Origin of the sequence: Providencia xihuensis (assembly GCF_041953405.1) — a bacterium.
Taxonomy (GTDB): domain Bacteria; phylum Pseudomonadota; class Gammaproteobacteria; order Enterobacterales; family Enterobacteriaceae; genus Providencia; species Providencia vermicola.
The window spans coordinates 3,727,961-3,746,676 of the sequence record NZ_CP169565.1; the positions used below are offsets into that span (position 1 = coordinate 3,727,961).

Below are 18,716 nucleotides of genomic sequence, written 5' to 3' on the forward strand. Positions count from 1 at the left end.
CTACCGTATAGAAGTTAAAGTCTTACTTAAATTACATGTAAATAGATGTAAAAGAGTGGTTAATTGCTATCCGTAAGTGGAACTTTTGCGCATAATCTGTGGTCATAGTCATCAGTAAAATTGAATCTTATACCAACCAAATAGAAACGCATTGTGCTTGCCTAATAAAAGGCTCCACAGTGAATTGAACCTTTATTCTTGAGAGAATTAGCTGAATTATGAAAAGAAAAAACTTTTTTCTTACCGCTGTAGCAATGAGTTTAGGCTTATCACTGGCCACTATCCCAACGATAAGTAGCGCGGCGCTACCTGCAACATTACCAGCAACAGCGCAAAGCCAAAACATGCCAAGCCTTGCACCTATGCTTGAAAAAGTTCTGCCTGCGGTGGTGAATATTCATGTGTCAGGAACACGTGTACAAAATCAACAAATTCCAGAAGAGCTGAAATTCTTCTTTGGCCCAAATGCACCTTCACAACAACAAAGCGTGCGTCCTTTTGAAGGCCTCGGTTCGGGCGTGATTATTGATGCGCAACAAGGCTATATTTTAACTAACAACCATGTCATTGATGGTGCAGATAAAATTCAAATTCAACTCAATGACGGCCGTGAAATCGCTGTAAAGCTGATTGGTAAAGATCCACAAACAGATATTGCATTGCTTAAAATCTCTAACGATAAAGATATCAAAAACTTAACTGCAGTTAATATCGCAGACTCTGATAAGTTACGAGTTGGTGATTTTGCTGTCGCGGTTGGTAACCCATTCGGGTTGGGGCAAACGGCAACGTCAGGTATTATCTCAGCATTAGGCCGTAGTGGCTTAAATCTTGAAGGCTTAGAGAACTTTATTCAAACCGATGCCTCTATCAACCGGGGTAACTCTGGTGGTGCTTTAGTCAACTTAAATGGTGAGCTGATTGGTATCAATACCGCTATTTTAGCGCCAGGTGGTGGTAACATCGGCATTGGTTTTGCTATTCCAAGTAATATGGCAAAAAATCTCAGTGAGCAGCTGATTAAACATGGTGAAGTTAAGCGCGGTATCCTCGGTATTAAAGGGACTGAGATGAATTCTGATATCGCAAAAGCCTTTAATATTGATGCTCAACGTGGTGCATTCGTCAGTGAAGTTCTACCGAAATCCTCTGCTGCAAAAGCGGGTATTAAGTCTGGGGACGTATTAGTCTCTGTTGATGGCAAACGCATCAATAGCTTCGCAGAATTAAGAGCCAAAATCGGCACTAGCCAAATCGGTAAAGAAATTACTATCGGCCTGATCCGCTCGGGTAAACCGATGGACGTGAAAGTCGTCCTTGAAAATGATGAAGGTTCAGCAACAAGAGCTGAAAAATTAACTGAGTCATTATTAGGTGCAACTATTTCTAATGCAACCATTAGCAATACACGTGGTGTTCAAGTCGATAGCGTCGCGCCTAAGTCTCCAGCTGCCGCAATTGGTTTAGTCAAAGGGGACTTAATCTTTGGCGTCAATGACCAACGAGTTGAAACTATTGATCAATTCCGTAAAATTATCGATGGCAAACCACCCGTGTTGGCAATGAAAGTATTACGTGACGGCGAAACCTTATATTTATTAATGCGTAATTAATTGATAAAAATCGGTCTTAAAGTCAATAAAACAGGCTCAGTATCACTCTACTGTGCCTGTTTTTTTATGTTATGCTCAGTACATGTTTAAGAAATAACTGAATCTCCAATATTTTATGGTAAAGAAGCTTACTATTTCTGTCATGCTAGGCCTATTAGCTGCATTGATTATCATCATTGCGGTACCTTCATTGCGTCCGCAAGGTTTAGCTGATTTACTGTATGGCAAAACGGATAGTGAGCCTGTTAGTTATAACAAAGCTGTACGCCGTGCAGCCCCTGCCGTGGTTTATGTCTACAGTAGCTCCAAAGGTAGCTTCTCCCAGTCTGGTCGTGAACTTAAATCGTTAGGCTCTGGTGTCATTATGAGCCCGAATGGCTATATCATTACTAACAAGCATGTTGTTGATAACCCAGACCAAATTTTAGTCGCACTGCAAGATGGCGCAATTTTTGATGCGTTACTGGTAGGCTCTGATACGCTCACCGATCTTGCGGTATTAAAAATTGATGCCGATAACCTCCCAGTGATCCCAATTAATACTCAACGTGTCACCCATGTGGGGGATGTCGTCTTAGCCATTGGCAATCCGTACAATATTGGTCAAACTGTGACTCAAGGTATTATCAGTGCGACAGGTCGTGTTGGCTTAAGCTCCACTCGTCGGCAAAATTTCTTACAAACAGATGCTTCGATTAACTCAGGTAACTCAGGTGGAGCACTGATTAATACCGAAGGTGAGTTAGTGGGAATTAACACTCTGTCCTTTACCGCGGGGCAAGGCATTACCTCTGAAGGCCTCAGTTTTGCTATCCCAACCGCGCTTGCAACAAAAATTATGGATAAGCTGATCCGTGATGGCCGCGTGATCCGTGGTTATATTGGTATTACTGCACGTGAACTACCGCAAATAAGGTCAAACAACAATAATATCAATCAGATACAAGGACTGCGTATTTTCCAAGTTGCCCCAAATGGCCCAGCCGCTAAGTCGGGTATTATGCAAGGGGATATTATTTTATCTGTTGATGGAAAACCTGCAGTTTCTGCCGCTGAAACGATGGACTTAGTTGCAGAAATTCGCCCTGGCAGTAAAGTGTCGGTGCAAATATTACGCGATGGTGAAATGAAAACGATCGATGTGATTATAGAAGAAAATCCTGAAGGGCAAGCAGGATGATGCTACCAAATGAATTTTAATATAAAAATGCCGTTCAATTCAGTTTGAACGGCATTTTTGTTTCAATTCAATAAACGAGAAAACTAGTCGTCTGAATGAACACGCTGAATATCTGCCCCTAAGCCACGCAGTTTATCTTCAATATGTTCATAACCGCGGTCAATGTGGTAAATACGGTCAACCGTTGTAGTGCCTTCCGCAATACAGCCAGCAATCACTAGACTTGCAGATGCGCGTAAATCTGTTGCCATCACTTGTGCACTAGTTAATTTCTCAACTCCATGACATAGCACTGTATTACTTTCAATTTCTGCATGAGCCCCCATACGGATAAGCTCAGGGATGTGCATAAATCGGTTTTCGAAAATCGTTTCAGTGATAAGCCCTGCACCTTCAGCCACTAGGTTAAGTAAGCTAAATTGTGCTTGCATGTCCGTTGGGAACCCTGGGTGTGGTGCAGTACGAATAGTGACCGCTTTAGGGCGCTTACCTTCCATATCTAGGCTAATCCAGTCATCACCTATTTCAATCGTTGCACCCGCTTCACGCAGTTTTGCTAATACCGCATCTAGGGTGTCTGGACGTGCATTGCGGCAAATGACTTTACCACGAGAAACAGCAGCTGCGATTAAGAATGTGCCTGTTTCAATACGGTCTGGCAGAACTTGGTATGTCCCACCGCCTAAACGTTCCACCCCTTCAATCACAATACGGTCAGTTCCTGCACCTGTAATTTTTGCACCAAGAGTGTTTAAGAAGTTGGCAGTATCTTCAATTTCAGGCTCACGCGCAGCATTTTCAATGACGGTAGTGCCTTCAGCTAATGTGGCTGCGGTCATAATTGAAACAGTTGCTCCAACACTGACTTTATCCATCACGATGCATGCCCCTTTCAGGCGACCATCGACGGTAGCTTTCACATAACCATCTTCCAAAACAATATTTGCACCTAACTGTTCTAAACCAGAAATATGTAGATCAACAGGACGAGCACCAATAGCACAACCACCTGGCAGAGAAACTTCACCATGACCAAAACGTGCCACTAAAGGTGCCAGCGCCCAGATAGAAGCACGCATAGTTTTCACGAGGTCATAAGGCGCGCAGTAAGTGCTTACTGTGCTCGCATCAACAAATACAGAACCATTGCGTTTCACTTTCGTACCAAGCTGGTTCAATAATTTGATGGTGGTGTCGATATCCCTCAAATGAGGAACATTCTGTATTTCTACTGGCTCTTCAGCCAATAGAGCAGCGAACAGGATTGGCAGCGCAGCGTTTTTCGCGCCAGAAATAGTAACCTCACCCGATAAACGGGTTGGTCCTTTAACTAAAAACTTATCCATTCAAGTATTCTCGTATGTCGAATTGTACAGGCTGTTCGCTTAGGCTTTGAAATCAAAGGCCACTAAGTTTACGATCGCGCTCCCATTGCGCAGGGGTGTACGCTTTAATTGATAGAGCATGGATGCGGTTATCCGCAATATATTCCATCAATGGCGCATAAATTGCTTGCTGTTGCTTAACACGGCTCATACCGTCAAACATGTCACCGACAGCGATAACCTGAAAGTGGCTACCATCACCCGTAACAATAGCCTCATCCAGAGACAACTTTTCCATCAATACTTGTTTTATTTCGTTGGTTTCCATAGTGACTCTATTATGATTATTTGTGGTTTTTAATTTTACTCTGGCTAATTCTAGTTGAATGTGCCCAATTAGTCACAACTCGAATTAAAAGAGCATAACGCCTATCCTAAAGGATTACGCCTAACACTTAAACCAAAGAAAACGCCTCTTACGCACAAATGCACGTAGAGGCGCTTATTTTTACATAACTTGACTAAATTTAAGACTCATCGCCTTAATCTAGAATGATGCTTTTCACCCCATATAACTCAATAAGTGTATTCAAGTTATCACTGGCCCCAATAATATTCAGAGGCTGTTTTTTGGCTTGAAACTCACCTTTTAAGCGAACTAACATAGCCAGCCCCGTTGAATCTACATGGGTTAAGCCAGAAACATCTATTTTCTCAATATGTTCCAGCAGTGGGGACTTTTTGTCCCAAAACGACATCAATGAGTCACGGTCTAATGACCCCGTCAGATACAACGTTGATTGCGTTTTCTCCCATGCCAATACCTGGCTCATATTAGTTTTTCTCTTCTAACGTAATTGGGGCTTTTGCACTGATTTCTAACTGTTTTGTTAAGCCATCAATACCTTGCTTACGTAAAATATCCCCCCACTCATTTTGCTTGGTGGTGATCATGCTTACGCCTTCAGCAATCATGTCATATGCCTGCCAGTAACCTGTTTTACTGTTTTTACGCCATTGGAAGTCTAAGCGTACTGGTGGACGGCCATTGGTATCAGTTATCGTTACGCGAATGGCAACAATGTTTTTATCACCAATAGGTTGTTCTGGTGCAATTTGGTAAGTTTGACCATGGTACATCGCCAATGCTTGGCCATAAACCTGCTCAAGGTAATCTTCAAATGCCGCAAAGTAGGCATCACGTTGTGCGGGTGTTGCGCCTTTATAGTAAGTACCTAAAACGAGTGCACCTGCATATTTAATTTGCACATAAGGCAGTAATTCTTCACGGACAATCGTTCTTAGATATTCAGGATCTTGTTTGATTTTCGGCTGTTCAGATTTCAACCGAGTAAAAGTTTTTGCTGCCGCCTCATCCATTAATTTATACGGATTAGTTTGGTCTACTGCCATCGCAAATGGCGCAATAGCCAACATGGCAACCATCATTAAACGTTTAAACATAATTCATTCCTTTAACTATTTTGAGGGAGCTTCACATTACTTAGATGCAGGCTCTGCACCTTGGCTATCGCCACTCTTATACAAGAACTGCCCGATTAAATCTTCTAACACCATAGCGGGTTTAGTATCCTCAAGGCGTCCGCCATCTTTCAAAATCGCAATCCCTAACTCCTCATCATCAGGGCCAATATTCATGGCAATATACTGTTCACCCAGTAAACCTGATGTACGAATGGATAAAGAACTTGAATCTGGAATATTGTCATATTCACTTAATAAGTCGATTTTCACTTCAGGTACATAGTTCTTTTTATCGAGAGTGATACTGGCAACACGGCCGACAACCACACCACCGACTTTGATCGGAGAACCTTCTTTCAAGCCACCAATATTTTCAAAAGACGCTGAAATTTGATAGGTAGATTGGCTACCAATTGATTTCAAATCGGCGACTTTTAAACACAAAAAGATAATTGCGGCAATCGCCAACAACATAAAACAGCCAACCCATATTTCACTTTTTTTACTTTGCATGACTTAGTTCCCAAACATCAGTGCGGTAAGTACGAAATCCAGTCCTAAAACAGACAATGACGCGTGAACAACGGTTCTCGTTGTTGCTTGGCTGATCCCTTCCGAGGTTGGAATTGCATCATAGCCATTAAACAGTGCGATCCACGTCACCGTAAAAGCAAACACTAAACTTTTGATAACACAGTTAACCAGATCTAATCGCCAGTCGATAGAAGATTGCATTGATGCCCAGAAAAAGCCTTCATCAATCCCCTTCCAATCCACACCGACTAATGCGCCACCTAAAATCCCGACAGCCACAAAAATCAGTGATAACAAAGGCATACTAATAAAACCCGCCCAAAAGCGTGGCGCAATAACCCGTCTTAATGGGTCAACTGCCATCATTTCTAAGCTCGAAATCTGTTCCGTAGCTTTCATTAAGCCAATTTCGGCGGTCAACGCCGAACCTGCACGCCCTGCAAATAACAAGGCCGTCACAACAGGGCCAAGCTCTCTTAATAAAGAAAGCGCCACCATCATGCCAAGGCTAGCTTCTGCACTGAATGTGGTGAGGACAAGATAACCTTGTAGCCCCAGTACCATGCCAATAAATAAGCCCGATACGGCCACAATCAATAAAGACTGTACGCCCACAGCATACAGTTGCTTCATCAGAAGTGGCCACTGCTTGCCAAATTCAGGTTTCCCCAATAAGGCACGAAACAGCATATATCCAGCTCGACCAAAGGCAGAAAAAATATCAATCCACCGACGTCCGAAGGCTGCTATCGCCTTTATTATCATCTTATTTTACCCTAATAAATCGGCCAGATAATCATTGGCAGGAAAACGGAACGGCACGGGACCATCAGCGATACCATCAAGAAATTGGCGCACTCTAGGGTCTTGATTATCACGCAGCTCTTCACCCGTTCCCTGAGCAATAACATGCTGCTGGGCAACAATATACGCATTATCTGCAATGCTCAATACCTCTGGCACATCGTGAGAAACGACCACACACGTTACGCCAAGCGCTTGATTCAGTTCATCAATTAATTTAACTAAGACCCCCATAGTAATTGGGTCTTGCCCCACAAAGGGTTCATCAAACATGATCAAATCAGGGTCAAGGGCAATGGCACGTGCGAGTGCAGCACGGCGAGCCATCCCACCCGAAAGCTCTGATGGCATCAATTTTGCGGCGCCGCGTAACCCAACCGCCTCTAATTTCATCATCACTGTCGTGTGAATTAAAGACTCTGGCAAGTTTGTGTGTTCTCGCAGCGGAAATGCCACGTTATTGAACACATCCATATCGGTGAACAGCGCTCCTGATTGGAATAGCATGCTCATTTTTTTACGTGATTGATATAACTTGGAACGTGATAGCGACGGAATATTGTCACCATCAAACCAAATTTCCCCCTCACTTGGCCGTAATTGCCCACCAATCAAGCGCAGCAATGTGGTTTTACCAATCCCAGATGGCCCCATTATTGCCGTAATTTTACCACGAGGGACAGTCAGGTTAATATTTTCAAATATTTTCCGATTGCCTCGAGTAAAGGACATGTTCCGTACTTCAATTAAGTTGTCTGTCTGTGATTGCATTATTAAATAACTCGTTATACATCATGCCTGAGTATGCATTTATCCGTTCAGATATTACCGAAAGATAAACTGAAAATCGTCAAATATCACAACAAAGTGGAATTTATAGTATCATAGCGTCAAAAAGGTAATTGTTAATATTGTAGCTGTTTTTTATCTCTAAAAAGCGGCTAACTCCCTATGGAATTTACCTATAGTTAGGTAACTCTTTCATTAATAAAAGCAGATAGCTCTTAGAGTGTTGCAATTTACTAGCATGAGAATACGTGAATTAGCGAATACATTTTTGGTTTAGGGTGCTAATGACAGCGTATTTCATCTACCTTAAACATAAACAAAATAGCGATTAGGTGCAAAACTATCATTAAGAATAGCTTAACAGACAAAATACTTACTGATACTAAGTATTCGTTATACAATTTGATTTCGCTAATCCGATTAACTTAAAAGCTACGCATGGAACTAGAAATGTCAAACTTCGATTTTCAGAAAGTAGGTAAAGAAGTTCTCCATATCGAACACGACGGCTTAAAAAACCTCGAACAATATATTAATCATGATTTTGACTGTGCTTGCCAACTGATTTTCGGCTGTAAAGGCAAAGTTGTCGTTATGGGTATGGGAAAGTCGGGGCACATTGGCAGGAAGATTGCCGCAACATTAGCTAGTACTGGGACACCTTCGTTTTTTGTTCATCCTGGTGAGGCTAGCCATGGCGATCTTGGCATGATCACTAGTAAAGATGTGGTATTAGCCATTTCAAATTCAGGGGAATCAGGGGAAATTTTAGCGTTACTACCTGTTTTAAAACGTATTAAGGTTCCCTTAATCTGTATGACTAACAACCCTGATAGTAATATGGGGAAATATGCAGATGTGCACCTGTGCATTAAAGTACCACAGGAAGCCTGCCCATTAGGGCTCGCGCCAACGACCAGTACAACCGCAACCTTAGTCATGGGTGATGCCTTAGCTATCGCATTATTGACTGCCCGTGGGTTTACAGCGGATGATTTCGCACTTTCTCACCCAGGCGGCGCACTCGGGCGCAAACTTTTACTCTTAGTTCGTGATTTAATGAATACGGGTGAAGATATCCCCCATATCCCTAAAAGCGCGTCTTTGCGGGAAGCTTTAGTCGAGATAACCCGTAAAAAACTGGGTATGACGGTTATCTGTGATGACGATATGAATATTGAGGGCATTTTTACAGATGGTGACTTGCGCCGTATCTTTGATATGGGAATTGACCTAAATAACGCGAAAATTGCAGATCTCATGACGCCAGGTGGCATTCGGGTTTCGCCCAATATGCTCGCGGTTGAAGCGCTTAATTTAATGCAATCAAAACACGTGACCTCATTATTAGTCGCACAAGACAACAAATTAGTCGGTGTTTTACACATGCACGATCTGCTCCAAGCAGGTGTTGTATAATATAAGGAAATACCATGAGTTCTCAAAACGTGGATACTTGCTACGGCCCTGTGGCAACATCCGTTATCGAAAAAGCCGCTAAAATTAAGCTGCTAATTTGTGATGTTGACGGTGTGATGTCCGATGGCTTGGTATATATGGGCAATAGTGGTGAAGAGCTCAAAGCTTTTAATGTACGTGATGGCTATGGCATTCGTTGTCTATTAACGTCCAATATTGACGTCGCCATTATTACAGGCAGAAAAGCGAAACTCCTTGAAGATAGAGCAAAAACTTTAGGCATTACACATCTTTACCAAGGCCAAAGCGATAAGCTTTTGGCGTATCGCGAACTGTTGGATACACTACAGCTAGCAGAAGACGAAGTAGCTTATATTGGCGACGACCTTATCGATTGGCCAGTAATGGCTCGAGTTGGGCTATCTGTTGCTGTTGCGGATGCACATCCACTGCTATTACCAAAAGCGAACTACATAACACGCATCGCTGGTGGAAAGGGTGCAGTACGTGAACTTTGTGACCTGATCCTTCTTTCCCAAGGTAAATTGGAAGAAGCAAAAGGCTTATCGATATAACGAATAGATTGAATTCATGAGCAATGCGAAGAAGTGGTTAATCATTATTTTATCCTTAGTTGTGCTGGGGCTTATCGGCTGGAATTTAGCGGGTAATGACACATCAGACTCACAGGAAAAAGTAATCAATGATGGGCAACCTAATTATCAAACTGATGATTCAGTAACTTACGTCTATAACCCAACAGGAAATCTAGCGTATAAACTCGTTTCGGATAAAATTGATAATTATACCGAAGGAAAAATCACGTGGTTTTCGAAACCCGTTTTAACCACTTATAATGAAGCGGGCGTGCCAACATGGACAGTCACTGCCTTTAAAGCAAGGTTAACAAACGATCGAGTGCTTTATCTGTACAGTGATGTTCAAGTCGATAGCTTAACGAAAGAGTCGCAAATTCAACGAATTACAACTGAAAGTGCAGTTGTCAATTTGACAACACAAGACGTTTCATCTGACGATAAAGTGACCATTATTGGACATGGTCTTAATTCTACTGGTCTAAAAATGAAGGGAAATCTTCGTACTAGAACCGCAGAATTAATCGAAGATGTGAAAACTCATTATGTGTTACAACCAGAAGAGCATCAAAATGAATCAAGTAACTAAGAAGCGTTTTATTCAAGGAGCGGTTGCCAGTGCAATTTTGGCTCTTAGCCTCCCAGCGATGGCATTAAAAAGTGACACCCAGCAACCGATGACAATTAACTCGGTTAAGCAATCCCTTGATCTAGAAAAGAACGTCACCACATTTACCGATGACGTCATCATTAAACAAGGTTCAATTGATATTCGAGCCAACAAAGTGGTTGTAACACGTCCAAGCAGCGACTCCGATAAAATCGTCATCGAAGCATTTGGTAACCCTGTGACCTTTTATCAGCTACAAGATGACGGCAAGCCAATTAAAGGCCATGCAAACAAAGCGCGTTATGAAGTTGATAAACAGCTCGTCACGTTAACGGGCGGTGCGTATTTAGAGCAGCTAGACAGCAATATTAAAGGCGACAAAATCACCTATGTTGTGCCAACACAGCAAATGGAAGCCTTTAGTGATAAAGGCAAGCGCGTGACTACTGTGATTTTGCCAGCGCAATTGCAAGAAAAAGGCCCAGCAGCAAACAATTCATCAGCAACTACGGGTAAGAGTAAATAATCGTTATGGCGACACTAACCGCAGAGAATCTGGCTAAATCCTATAAAAAACGCAAGGTTGTTGAAGATGTCAGCCTTGAAGTTAAATCAGGCGAAATTGTTGGCCTGTTAGGGCCAAATGGTGCCGGTAAAACCACCACCTTTTATATGGTTGTGGGCATTGTTCAGCGGGATGCGGGCAAAATTTTAATTGATGGTGAAGATATCAGCTTACTGCCACTGCATGAACGTGCGCGCCGCGGTATTGGCTATCTTCCTCAAGAAGCCTCTATTTTCCGTCGCCTTAGCGTTTATGATAACCTGATGGCGGTATTGGAAATCCGCGAAGATTTAACCTCTTCCCAACGTAAAGAACGTGCTGAAGAGTTAATGGAAGAATTTAGCATCACACATCTTCGCGACAGCATGGGGCAATCCCTTTCTGGTGGGGAACGCCGCCGAGTTGAGATTGCAAGGGCCCTCGCCGCTAATCCAAAATTCATCTTATTGGATGAACCCTTTGCGGGTGTCGACCCAATTTCTGTCTTGGATATTAAAAAAATTATCCAACATTTACGTGACTATGGCCTCGGTGTTTTGATTACCGACCATAACGTCCGTGAAACGTTAGATGTGTGTGAAAGAGCCTATATTGTCAGCCAAGGTCACCTGATTGCCCATGGTACACCAACCATGATATTGGAAAATGAACAAGTGAAACGTGTATACTTAGGTGAAGGTTTCCGGTTATAAACCGTATGTCGTATTCTATTGTTAGGGAGAAGAAAACAGTTTCATGAAGCAAAGTTTGCAGCTCAGAGTCAGTCAACAACTTGCGATGACCCCTCAATTACAACAGGCAATCCGTCTGCTGCAACTTTCTACACTTGAGCTTCAACAAGAAATCCAACTTGCGTTGGAAACTAACCCGCTTCTTGAGCAAGAAGAGTTAGGTTCTGAAACTGACTCGATTGATTCCCTTGCCACCACAGACAGCAGTGAGCTCGATACCAAAGACGCCTTAGAAAACAATGACATGCCTGAAGAACTTCCTCTTGATGCGGATTGGGACGAAATCTACACAGCAGGAACACCTTCAGGTACCAGCAACGATTACAGCTTCGATGAACTCCCTGTTTACCAAGGTGAAACCACTCAGACACTGCAAGATTACCTGATATGGCAATCGGATCTCACGCCGTTTACGGATACTGACCGTGCTATTGCCACCGCAATTATTGACTCCATAGATGACTCTGGCTATCTCACAACAACAATCTCTGATATACATGAAGGGATTGATAATCCAGAAATTAGTTTAGAAGAAGTGATTGCGGTACTTAAACGCATCCAGCACTTTGACCCACTTGGTGTCGCGGCACAAGATTTAAAAGAGTGTTTATTAATTCAGCTTTCGCTCTACCCAAAAGAAACGGAAGGTCTACAAGAAGCAAAGTTAATCATTACCAACCATATTGATTTACTGGCTAACCGTGATTTTAGGCAGCTTGGTAAATTAACGCGTTTAAAGGAAGATGCTTTAAAAACGGCTATCGACTTAATTCTCGCATTAAATCCAAAGCCAGGGCAGTCTATCAATACAGGTGAATCGGAATATGTTATTCCTGATGTTTTAGTGAAAAAGATAGCTGGGCACTGGCAAGTTGAGTTAAATACAGATAGCATTCCTAAACTCAGTATTAACAATCATTATGCTTCGATGGCAAATAGTTCAGCTAGCGATGATGATACACAATATATTCGCAGCCACCTGCAAGATGCAAAATGGTTGATTAAAAGCTTAGAAAGCCGCCATGAAACCTTGTTAAAAGTGGCGACCTGTATTGTCGAACAGCAACAAGAATTCTTTGAGCTGGGAGAGGAACACATGAAACCCATGATACTGGCGGATATTGCCTATCAAGTGGACATGCATGAATCCACCATCTCGCGAGTGACAACTCAAAAGTTTCTCCACAGCCCACGAGGCATTTTTGAGTTGAAGTATTTTTTCTCCAGCCATGTAAGCACGGATACAGGTGGCGAAGCCTCCTCTACCGCGATTCGAGCCTTGGTGAAAAAACTGGTTGCTGCGGAAAACCCCGCAAAACCATTGAGTGACAGTAAATTGACGAGTATGCTGGCAGAGCAAGGTATTCAAGTGGCTCGTCGTACTGTTGCTAAGTATCGTGAATCGTTATCTATTCCGCCCTCAAACCAGCGTAAACAACTGGTTTAATTGATAAAATAAGGAAGGTTGTATGGAATTTCAGATTACTGGACACAATATTGAAGTTACTCCAGCACTGCGTGAAACTGTTGAGAAAAAACTCAGTAAATTAGAGCAACTGTTTGACCGTATTAACAGTATCCAAGTCGTCCTGAAAGTTGAAAAAGTTCAGCAAATTGCTGAAGCAACCGTGCAAGTCAATGGAGCGGAGCTCCATGCATCAGCGGAAGAAAATGACATGTATGCCGCTATCGATTTACTGGTAGACAAACTGTCGCGCCAATTAACCAAACATAAAGAAAAACTGAGACAACATTAATACATTGAGGTGGCTGATTCGTTAGCCAACGAATGTTTCAAACCAGATGGTGGCATACATCATCTGGTTTTGTAGTCCTAAGTGAACAATAAAATGAATAGTGATATAGAAATCCAGTTAAACGATGTTTTATCATCAGCCTGTACACGTAATAATATTGTGTGCACCAGTAAAAAAAGAGCCCTAGAAATTATTAGTGAGCTGGCTGCCGTTGAATTGGAATTACCTGAAAATACGGTATTTGAAGCGTTATTAACCAGAGAAAAAGTCGGTACCACGGGTATTGGTGGCGGGATTGCAATCCCTCATGGCAAGTTAGATGAAAGCGAAAGTTCCCATGCTGTTGGTGTATTTTTGCATTTAGAAGAACCTATTGCCTTTGATGCGATTGATAATCAGCCTGTTGACCTGCTTTTTGCACTACTTGTGCCATCTGATCAATGCAAAACGCACTTACACACGCTCTCACTTATCGCCAAAAAGCTGGCCGATAAAACATTCTGTAAGCGTCTGCGTAGCGCACAAAGTGATGATGAACTATATAGTATTATTACTGAGTAAGTGATAATTTATGTGTCTTGCTATAGATTAATGATATTGCTATGGTTTTTATCATTAAAAACATGCAAAACACAGTTTATTAAGAAATACATCATTAGGAAACGAAAGGGAGTAAGCTCATGGTGCTGATGATTGTCAGCGGCCGTTCCGGTTCGGGGAAATCCGTTGCCTTACGTGCGCTGGAAGATATGGGTTTCTATTGCGTGGATAACCTGCCAGTCGTATTACTGCCAGAGTTAGCCAATTCACTGGCTGATCGTAACATCTCAGCAGCAGTGAGTATCGACGTGCGTAATATGCCCGACAATCCAGAAGTGTTTGAAGAAGCGATTGATAAATTACCCGCTAGCTTCTCTCCACAACTATTGTTTCTGGATGCCGATCGCAACACCCTGATCCGCCGCTACAGCGATACTCGCAGGTTGCACCCACTTTCAAGTAAAAACCTGTCTCTTGAAAGCGCAATTGACGAAGAAAATGAGCTCCTAGAGCCTCTTCGTTCACGGGCAGATTTAGTTATCGATACCTCTGAGATGTCTGTGCATGAACTTGCAGAAATGCTAAGAACGCGTTTAATGGGCAAACGTGAGCGTGAGCTGACAATGGTGTTTGAATCTTTCGGCTTCAAACATGGTATCCCTATTGATGCGGACTATGTTTTTGATGTGCGCTTTTTACCAAACCCACACTGGGACCCGAAACTGCGCCCAATGACAGGCCTTGATCGCCCTGTTGCTGCATTCTTGGATAGGCACACTGAAGTTCACAACTTTATCTACCAAACCCGTAGCTATTTAGAGTTATGGCTACCGATGCTAGAAACGAACAACCGTAGCTACTTAACCGTTGCGATTGGCTGTACGGGGGGGAAACACCGTTCTGTCTATGTTGCAGAACAGCTTGCTGACTATTTCCGCTCCCGTGGTAAAAACGTGCAATCGCGCCACAGGACTCTCGAAAAACGCAAGTAGCTGAAATGACTGTAAAAGCCACCATAACGCTAAAAAACCGCCTTGGAATGCATGCAAGACCAGCTATGTTACTTTATGATTTAGTTCAACAATTTAACTCTAAGGTTATTTTGCGGAATAATAGCCAAATTGAGGCAGAGGCGGATAGCGTTATCGCAATGTTGATGTTAGACTCGGAACAAGGCAGTAAAATTGATATTGAAGTGAGTGGTGCAGATGAAAATCAGGCATTATCCGCAATTGTTAACCTATTCGAGAGTGGGTTTGATGAAGAGTAAGCCTATTTCTACCTAACAATAAAAATATCAATATGCGTATTTTTACAAAGGCAGGCTTGGAGATCGTGATCCTGATCTCTTCCCTTTAAAGCGCATAGCGCCTAATATTTTAAACAAATTTATTAATAGCAACACCCCCTACCTTCTGGGTGGGGGGTGTTTGCTTTGTACGTCTCTATTGGAGTGTGGTATGACAAAGCCAACAATTATTATCAATGATTTAGATGCTGAACGCTTAGATGCACTAATGGAACAGCCAGCTTACGCAGGCACCCCTGTTGCTGAAGCGCTCAATGATGAACTTGACCGTGCGGATATTCTTAGCCCACAAGAAATTCCTGCTGACGTGGTCACAATGAACAGTACGGTTCGCTTTTTAGACCTCATTAGTAATGAAGAGCGCACACGTACATTAGTTTACCCTGCCTCGCTAAAAGACAGTGCAGAACAGTTATCTGTTATGGCGCCTATCGGTGCTGCACTATTAGGTATGCACGTTGGCGACGAAATTAGCTGGGAGCTGCCAAACGGTGTGCAAACACGCGTTCGTGTTCTTGAAATCGTGTATCAGCCAGAAGCGGCTGGTGAATTTCACCGTTAATTTCGACTTGCTGAATTAAGGATGGCTTAGCGAAAAAAGTTTTCTTGAAAAACTCAGGCAAGTCTTCTGGCATATTCAGGCACTCATTGAGTGCCTTTTTTGTGCCTAGTTATCTTGATAGATGATGCTACGGTTTTTTCGTTATACGCAGTAGCCTTTTGTGTTGCCACTGGCGAAAAAATTTATCCAATAAAAAGAGCCTAATCACCTTTATCGCTAATAACCCACCCCAAATAGACATCACCCAAATTGGCCAATCACGCTGCGGAGTATAAAAAGAGTTAACGGTATACAATACGGCACACACAATAATCGCAATGATGATGTTCTTCAGTAGTTTTATTTCATCATTAACCCGCTTTTTCGCCTCTTCTATACGGCTGTCCAACGCATAACTTTCGAGTAAAGGCTCAGAGGTTAGCTCTGATACACTCACATTAAAAACGGATGCAAGTGCACTTAGAGTTTCTAAACTTGGCACTTCATTATTTTCAATGCGTTGGATCGTTCTTGTACTTAGGGATGACAATTGAGCAAGTTGCTCTTGCGACCAAGCTCTTGCCAATCTGAGCTGCTTGACTTTGTTTTCCATCATAACCTACCTTAGACCTAGCAATCTTCGTGTATGGCTATACTGTCAACTCAATAGAATTTTGACCACGACGCCTTAGCGACAGAGGGACGACAATAACATGACAGTTTATAAATCAATAAATTAGATAATATTATCACCAAGTAAAAGCGCCTAATAAAAAGTATTAGGCGCTTAAAGTTGTTCGTTAGATGAGGAAAGCCTTACTCCCCTGCAATACTCATTTCTGGGATCAACACAGAGCCGCACTGAATATTACTGCGAGTTTCGATATCATCAGCAATAGTGACCATATTGGCCCACATATCTTTTAAATTACCTGCAATAGTAATTTCACTCACTGGGTATTGGATTTCGCCGTTTTCAACCCAAAAGCCTGATGCACCACGAGAGTAATCCCCTGTAATGCCGCTCACACCTTGCCCCATTAACTCAGTAACGACTAAACCTGTTCCCATTTGTTTGAGCAATGCATCAAAAGAAAGCCCTTGCCCAGCGATACGCCAGTTATGAATTCCCCCCGCATGGCCTGTACTCTGTAAGCCCAGCTTTCGAGCTGAATAACTGGTCATTAGCCACGTTTGTAGAACGCCATCTTCCACGATATTACGCTCAGTTGTGCGTACACCTTCGCTATCGAAAGGTGAGGAGGCTAAACCGCCAATTAAATGTGGCTGCTCATTAATGGTTAACCAGCTTGGTAAAATTTGTTTGCCAAGGCTGTCTAATAAAAAGGACGATTTACGGTAAATGCTGCTGCCGCTGATCGCCCCAACAAGGTGACCAAACAACCCTGTCGCCACTTCTGACGCAAAAATGACAGGGGCTTTCATCGTTGGCAGTTTTCTTGGGGATAGACGCGCTAACGTGCGGCGAGCGCATTCTTGCCCCACCCACTCAGGGGATTTCAATGCATCCACACTGCGACCAATGGTGTAAGCGTAGTCACGCTCCATATCACCATTATGCTCTGCAATAACGCAGCTCGACATAGAATAACGACTTGAACAATAGCTTTGCAGCATGCCGTGGGAGTTCCCAAACACGCGCACACCGTAGTGGCCGTTAAAGCTACCGCCCTCGGTATTCACAATGCGCGAGTCCGCATTGAGCGCTGACATTTCAGCGATAGACGCTAAGCGGATGGCTTCTTCAGGAGAGAGCGCTGTCGCTTGGAATAATTTAAGATCAGGTGCTTCAAACGCCAGCAATGATTTTTCTGCTGGGCCCGCACAAGGGTCTTCAGAGGTATAATTCGCAATATCGATAGCGGCTTGAACGGTACGCTCGATGGCTTCAGGGCTTAAATCTGTTGAAGATGCGCTACCTTTACGCTGTTGGTGATAAACGGTGATCCCAAGGGCACCATCACTGTTAAATTCAACATTTTCAACTTCGCCTTGACGGGTACTAACGCTTATCCCTGTGCTTTTATTCACTGCCACTTCCGCGGCATCACAACGTGACTTTGCAAATTCTAATGCGTGCGCAACTGCATCTTCGAGTTTTTTACGTTGTTCTGTGACTTGTTCGGTTACACTCATGCATTCAATCCAATAATGTGGGGAAAATGTTTTTCTGCCCTAACATGCAAATGCTAGGTAGTCATAAAGGGGTTTTCCCAGTTACAATAGATAATAGTCAAATGTTAACACTCACAACGCAGTAAATCATATTAATTACGTGTAATTTCACGACTGTGTTTGGAAAAAGGAAAATCGATATGGCCAAACAGCCTGATGACTGGCTGGATGACATCCCAGCGCCGCAAGACGAAGAAGACGAGGAGATCATTTGGGTCAGCAAAAGCGAAATTAAACGCGATGCTGAGATCCTCAAAAAACTGGGGGCTGAACTCGTTGATTTAAGTAAAAGCGAGCTTGAACGTATTCCATTGGACACTCAACTACTTGAGGCCATTGAGCTCGCTCAAAAAATTAAACGTGAAGGTCGGCGTCGACAATTACAGCTTATCGGTAAGTTATTACGTTCACGTGAAGTGGAACCGATTACCGAAGCCCTTGATAAACTGAAAAACCGCCATAACCAGCAAGTCGTTATTCTGCATAAATTGGAAGATTTACGCACCCGTTTGCTGGAAGGGGGTGATGATGTGATTGAAGAAGTGGTGACGCTGTTCCCAACAACGGACAGGCAACAACTGCGCGCCCTTGTGCGTAATGCGAAAAAAGAACGTGAAGGCAACAAACCGCCAAAAGCGTATCGTCAAATATTCCAATATTTGAAAGACCAATCTGAAATCGCCTAATCGTTTTCCCCTACGCCTATTTTGGGCTAGGGGCTG

The 18,716-nt window shown here is 42.9% G+C and carries 23 protein-coding genes; 14 read left to right on the top strand and 9 right to left on the bottom strand.

The window, feature by feature from the left end:
- The first annotated feature begins 218 nt into the window (after positions 1-218).
- Positions 219-1,613, top strand: a complete 1,395-nt coding sequence (locus ACE2AL_RS16880) for a Do family serine endopeptidase (protein WP_206083562.1) — start codon at positions 219-221, stop codon at positions 1,611-1,613.
- A 115-nt stretch (positions 1,614-1,728) separates the two neighbouring features.
- Complete coding sequence (gene degS / locus ACE2AL_RS16885) at positions 1,729-2,793, top strand: outer membrane-stress sensor serine endopeptidase DegS (RefSeq protein ID WP_206083561.1); 1,065 nt, start codon at positions 1,729-1,731, stop codon at positions 2,791-2,793.
- An 83-nt stretch (positions 2,794-2,876) separates the two neighbouring features.
- On the opposite strand, the gene murA is transcribed toward degS, so the two are convergent.
- From murA to mlaF, 7 genes are all read right to left on the bottom strand, one after another.
- A complete protein-coding gene (murA, locus tag ACE2AL_RS16890) occupies positions 2,877-4,139 on the bottom strand; it encodes a UDP-N-acetylglucosamine 1-carboxyvinyltransferase (protein WP_206083560.1) in 1,263 nt (420 codons plus the stop codon).
- A gap of 52 nt (positions 4,140-4,191) precedes the next feature.
- Positions 4,192-4,446, bottom strand: coding sequence for a BolA family protein (ibaG, locus tag ACE2AL_RS16895; RefSeq protein ID WP_206083559.1), 255 nt, complete (start codon positions 4,444-4,446; stop codon positions 4,192-4,194).
- Positions 4,447-4,660: 214 nt separating this feature from the next.
- The gene (gene mlaB, locus ACE2AL_RS16900; protein ID WP_206083558.1) at positions 4,661-4,951 is read right to left on the bottom strand and encodes a lipid asymmetry maintenance protein MlaB; all 291 of its coding nucleotides are present in this window, start codon (positions 4,949-4,951) and stop codon (positions 4,661-4,663) included.
- Between the two features lies 1 nt (position 4,952).
- Complete coding sequence (gene mlaC, locus ACE2AL_RS16905) at positions 4,953-5,582, bottom strand: phospholipid-binding protein MlaC (RefSeq protein WP_206083557.1); 630 nt, start codon at positions 5,580-5,582, stop codon at positions 4,953-4,955.
- A 36-nt stretch (positions 5,583-5,618) separates the two neighbouring features.
- Positions 5,619-6,116 carry an outer membrane lipid asymmetry maintenance protein MlaD gene (mlaD, locus tag ACE2AL_RS16910; protein WP_206083556.1) on the bottom strand — a complete coding sequence of 166 codons (498 nt, stop codon included), beginning with the start codon at positions 6,114-6,116 and terminating at the stop codon, positions 5,619-5,621.
- 3 nt (positions 6,117-6,119) lie between these two features.
- Entirely contained in the window at positions 6,120-6,902 is a 783-nt protein-coding gene (mlaE, locus tag ACE2AL_RS16915; protein WP_047756206.1) for a lipid asymmetry maintenance ABC transporter permease subunit MlaE, read from the bottom strand.
- Between the two features lie 6 nt (positions 6,903-6,908).
- A complete protein-coding gene (gene mlaF / locus ACE2AL_RS16920) occupies positions 6,909-7,712 on the bottom strand; it encodes a phospholipid ABC transporter ATP-binding protein MlaF (RefSeq protein ID WP_206083555.1) in 804 nt (267 codons plus the stop codon).
- A gap of 468 nt (positions 7,713-8,180) precedes the next feature.
- Here mlaF and kdsD point away from each other — a divergent pair, with 468 nt between their 5' ends.
- From kdsD to rnk, 11 genes are all read left to right on the top strand, one after another.
- Positions 8,181-9,149: an arabinose-5-phosphate isomerase KdsD gene (gene kdsD, locus ACE2AL_RS16925; protein ID WP_206083554.1), complete on the top strand. Its 969-nt coding sequence runs from the start codon at positions 8,181-8,183 to the stop codon at positions 9,147-9,149.
- Positions 9,150-9,163: 14 nt separating this feature from the next.
- Positions 9,164-9,724, top strand: coding sequence for a 3-deoxy-manno-octulosonate-8-phosphatase KdsC (gene kdsC, locus ACE2AL_RS16930; protein ID WP_206083553.1), 561 nt, complete (start codon positions 9,164-9,166; stop codon positions 9,722-9,724).
- Between the two features lie 16 nt (positions 9,725-9,740).
- Positions 9,741-10,334, top strand: a complete 594-nt coding sequence (gene lptC, locus ACE2AL_RS16935) for an LPS export ABC transporter periplasmic protein LptC (RefSeq protein WP_206083552.1) — start codon at positions 9,741-9,743, stop codon at positions 10,332-10,334.
- The gene (gene lptA / locus ACE2AL_RS16940) at positions 10,318-10,881 is read left to right on the top strand and encodes a lipopolysaccharide ABC transporter substrate-binding protein LptA (protein ID WP_206083551.1); all 564 of its coding nucleotides are present in this window, start codon (positions 10,318-10,320) and stop codon (positions 10,879-10,881) included. The genes lptC and lptA overlap by 17 nt, the downstream gene beginning before the upstream one ends.
- Before the next feature lie 5 nt (positions 10,882-10,886).
- Positions 10,887-11,612 (top strand): LPS export ABC transporter ATP-binding protein, encoded by a 726-nt coding sequence (lptB, locus tag ACE2AL_RS16945; protein WP_206083550.1) that lies wholly within the window; start codon positions 10,887-10,889, stop codon positions 11,610-11,612.
- Between the two features lie 43 nt (positions 11,613-11,655).
- A complete protein-coding gene (rpoN, locus tag ACE2AL_RS16950; RefSeq protein WP_206083549.1) occupies positions 11,656-13,098 on the top strand; it encodes an RNA polymerase factor sigma-54 in 1,443 nt (480 codons plus the stop codon).
- A 22-nt stretch (positions 13,099-13,120) separates the two neighbouring features.
- A complete protein-coding gene (gene hpf / locus ACE2AL_RS16955; protein ID WP_206083548.1) occupies positions 13,121-13,408 on the top strand; it encodes a ribosome hibernation promoting factor in 288 nt (95 codons plus the stop codon).
- 93 nt (positions 13,409-13,501) lie between these two features.
- A complete protein-coding gene (gene ptsN / locus ACE2AL_RS16960; RefSeq protein WP_206083547.1) occupies positions 13,502-13,969 on the top strand; it encodes a PTS IIA-like nitrogen regulatory protein PtsN in 468 nt (155 codons plus the stop codon).
- A gap of 119 nt (positions 13,970-14,088) precedes the next feature.
- Entirely contained in the window at positions 14,089-14,940 is an 852-nt protein-coding gene (gene rapZ, locus ACE2AL_RS16965) for an RNase adapter RapZ (protein ID WP_206083546.1), read from the top strand.
- A 5-nt stretch (positions 14,941-14,945) separates the two neighbouring features.
- Positions 14,946-15,218 (top strand): PTS phosphocarrier protein NPr, encoded by a 273-nt coding sequence (gene npr / locus ACE2AL_RS16970; protein WP_206083545.1) that lies wholly within the window; start codon positions 14,946-14,948, stop codon positions 15,216-15,218.
- A 190-nt stretch (positions 15,219-15,408) separates the two neighbouring features.
- Complete coding sequence (gene rnk / locus ACE2AL_RS16975) at positions 15,409-15,819, top strand: nucleoside diphosphate kinase regulator (protein ID WP_225818527.1); 411 nt, start codon at positions 15,409-15,411, stop codon at positions 15,817-15,819.
- 127 nt (positions 15,820-15,946) lie between these two features.
- On the opposite strand, the gene ACE2AL_RS16980 is transcribed toward rnk, so the two are convergent.
- Both ACE2AL_RS16980 and pmbA read right to left on the bottom strand, forming a co-directional pair.
- On the bottom strand, positions 15,947-16,414 hold the full coding sequence (locus ACE2AL_RS16980) for a helix-turn-helix domain-containing protein (RefSeq protein WP_272539229.1): 468 nt from the start codon (positions 16,412-16,414) through the stop codon (positions 15,947-15,949).
- 200 nt (positions 16,415-16,614) lie between these two features.
- A complete protein-coding gene (gene pmbA, locus ACE2AL_RS16985) occupies positions 16,615-17,955 on the bottom strand; it encodes a metalloprotease PmbA (protein WP_206083542.1) in 1,341 nt (446 codons plus the stop codon).
- A gap of 179 nt (positions 17,956-18,134) precedes the next feature.
- Here pmbA and yjgA point away from each other — a divergent pair, with 179 nt between their 5' ends.
- Complete coding sequence (gene yjgA, locus ACE2AL_RS16990; RefSeq protein ID WP_206083541.1) at positions 18,135-18,680, top strand: ribosome biogenesis factor YjgA; 546 nt, start codon at positions 18,135-18,137, stop codon at positions 18,678-18,680.
- Positions 18,681-18,716: the final 36 nt, after the last annotated feature.

Bases quoted from the DNA above. Each gene is read 5' to 3' on its own strand.
- ibaG (WP_206083559.1), bottom strand. From the start codon at position 4,446: ATGGAAACCAACGAAATAAAACAAGTATTGATGGAAAAGTTGTCTCTG.
- rapZ (WP_206083546.1), top strand. From the start codon at position 14,089: ATGGTGCTGATGATTGTCAGCGGCCGTTCCGGTTCGGGGAAATCCGTT.
- rpoN (WP_206083549.1), top strand. From the start codon at position 11,656: ATGAAGCAAAGTTTGCAGCTCAGAGTCAGTCAACAACTTGCGATGACC.
- kdsD (WP_206083554.1), top strand. From the start codon at position 8,181: ATGTCAAACTTCGATTTTCAGAAAGTAGGTAAAGAAGTTCTCCATATC.
- lptC (WP_206083552.1), top strand. From the start codon at position 9,741: ATGAGCAATGCGAAGAAGTGGTTAATCATTATTTTATCCTTAGTTGTG.
- ACE2AL_RS16980 (WP_272539229.1), bottom strand. From the start codon at position 16,414: ATGATGGAAAACAAAGTCAAGCAGCTCAGATTGGCAAGAGCTTGGTCG.
- ACE2AL_RS16880 (WP_206083562.1), top strand. From the start codon at position 219: ATGAAAAGAAAAAACTTTTTTCTTACCGCTGTAGCAATGAGTTTAGGC.
- lptA (WP_206083551.1), top strand. From the start codon at position 10,318: ATGAATCAAGTAACTAAGAAGCGTTTTATTCAAGGAGCGGTTGCCAGT.
- ptsN (WP_206083547.1), top strand. From the start codon at position 13,502: ATGAATAGTGATATAGAAATCCAGTTAAACGATGTTTTATCATCAGCC.
- npr (WP_206083545.1), top strand. From the start codon at position 14,946: ATGACTGTAAAAGCCACCATAACGCTAAAAAACCGCCTTGGAATGCAT.
- rnk (WP_225818527.1), top strand. From the start codon at position 15,409: ATGACAAAGCCAACAATTATTATCAATGATTTAGATGCTGAACGCTTA.
- mlaE (WP_047756206.1), bottom strand. From the start codon at position 6,902: ATGATAATAAAGGCGATAGCAGCCTTCGGACGTCGGTGGATTGATATT.
- hpf (WP_206083548.1), top strand. From the start codon at position 13,121: ATGGAATTTCAGATTACTGGACACAATATTGAAGTTACTCCAGCACTG.
- kdsC (WP_206083553.1), top strand. From the start codon at position 9,164: ATGAGTTCTCAAAACGTGGATACTTGCTACGGCCCTGTGGCAACATCC.
- mlaF (WP_206083555.1), bottom strand. From the start codon at position 7,712: ATGCAATCACAGACAGACAACTTAATTGAAGTACGGAACATGTCCTTT.
- mlaD (WP_206083556.1), bottom strand. From the start codon at position 6,116: ATGCAAAGTAAAAAAAGTGAAATATGGGTTGGCTGTTTTATGTTGTTG.
- mlaC (WP_206083557.1), bottom strand. From the start codon at position 5,582: ATGTTTAAACGTTTAATGATGGTTGCCATGTTGGCTATTGCGCCATTT.
- pmbA (WP_206083542.1), bottom strand. From the start codon at position 17,955: ATGAGTGTAACCGAACAAGTCACAGAACAACGTAAAAAACTCGAAGAT.
- lptB (WP_206083550.1), top strand. From the start codon at position 10,887: ATGGCGACACTAACCGCAGAGAATCTGGCTAAATCCTATAAAAAACGC.
- mlaB (WP_206083558.1), bottom strand. From the start codon at position 4,951: ATGAGCCAGGTATTGGCATGGGAGAAAACGCAATCAACGTTGTATCTG.
- degS (WP_206083561.1), top strand. From the start codon at position 1,729: ATGGTAAAGAAGCTTACTATTTCTGTCATGCTAGGCCTATTAGCTGCA.
- yjgA (WP_206083541.1), top strand. From the start codon at position 18,135: ATGGCCAAACAGCCTGATGACTGGCTGGATGACATCCCAGCGCCGCAA.
- murA (WP_206083560.1), bottom strand. From the start codon at position 4,139: ATGGATAAGTTTTTAGTTAAAGGACCAACCCGTTTATCGGGTGAGGTT.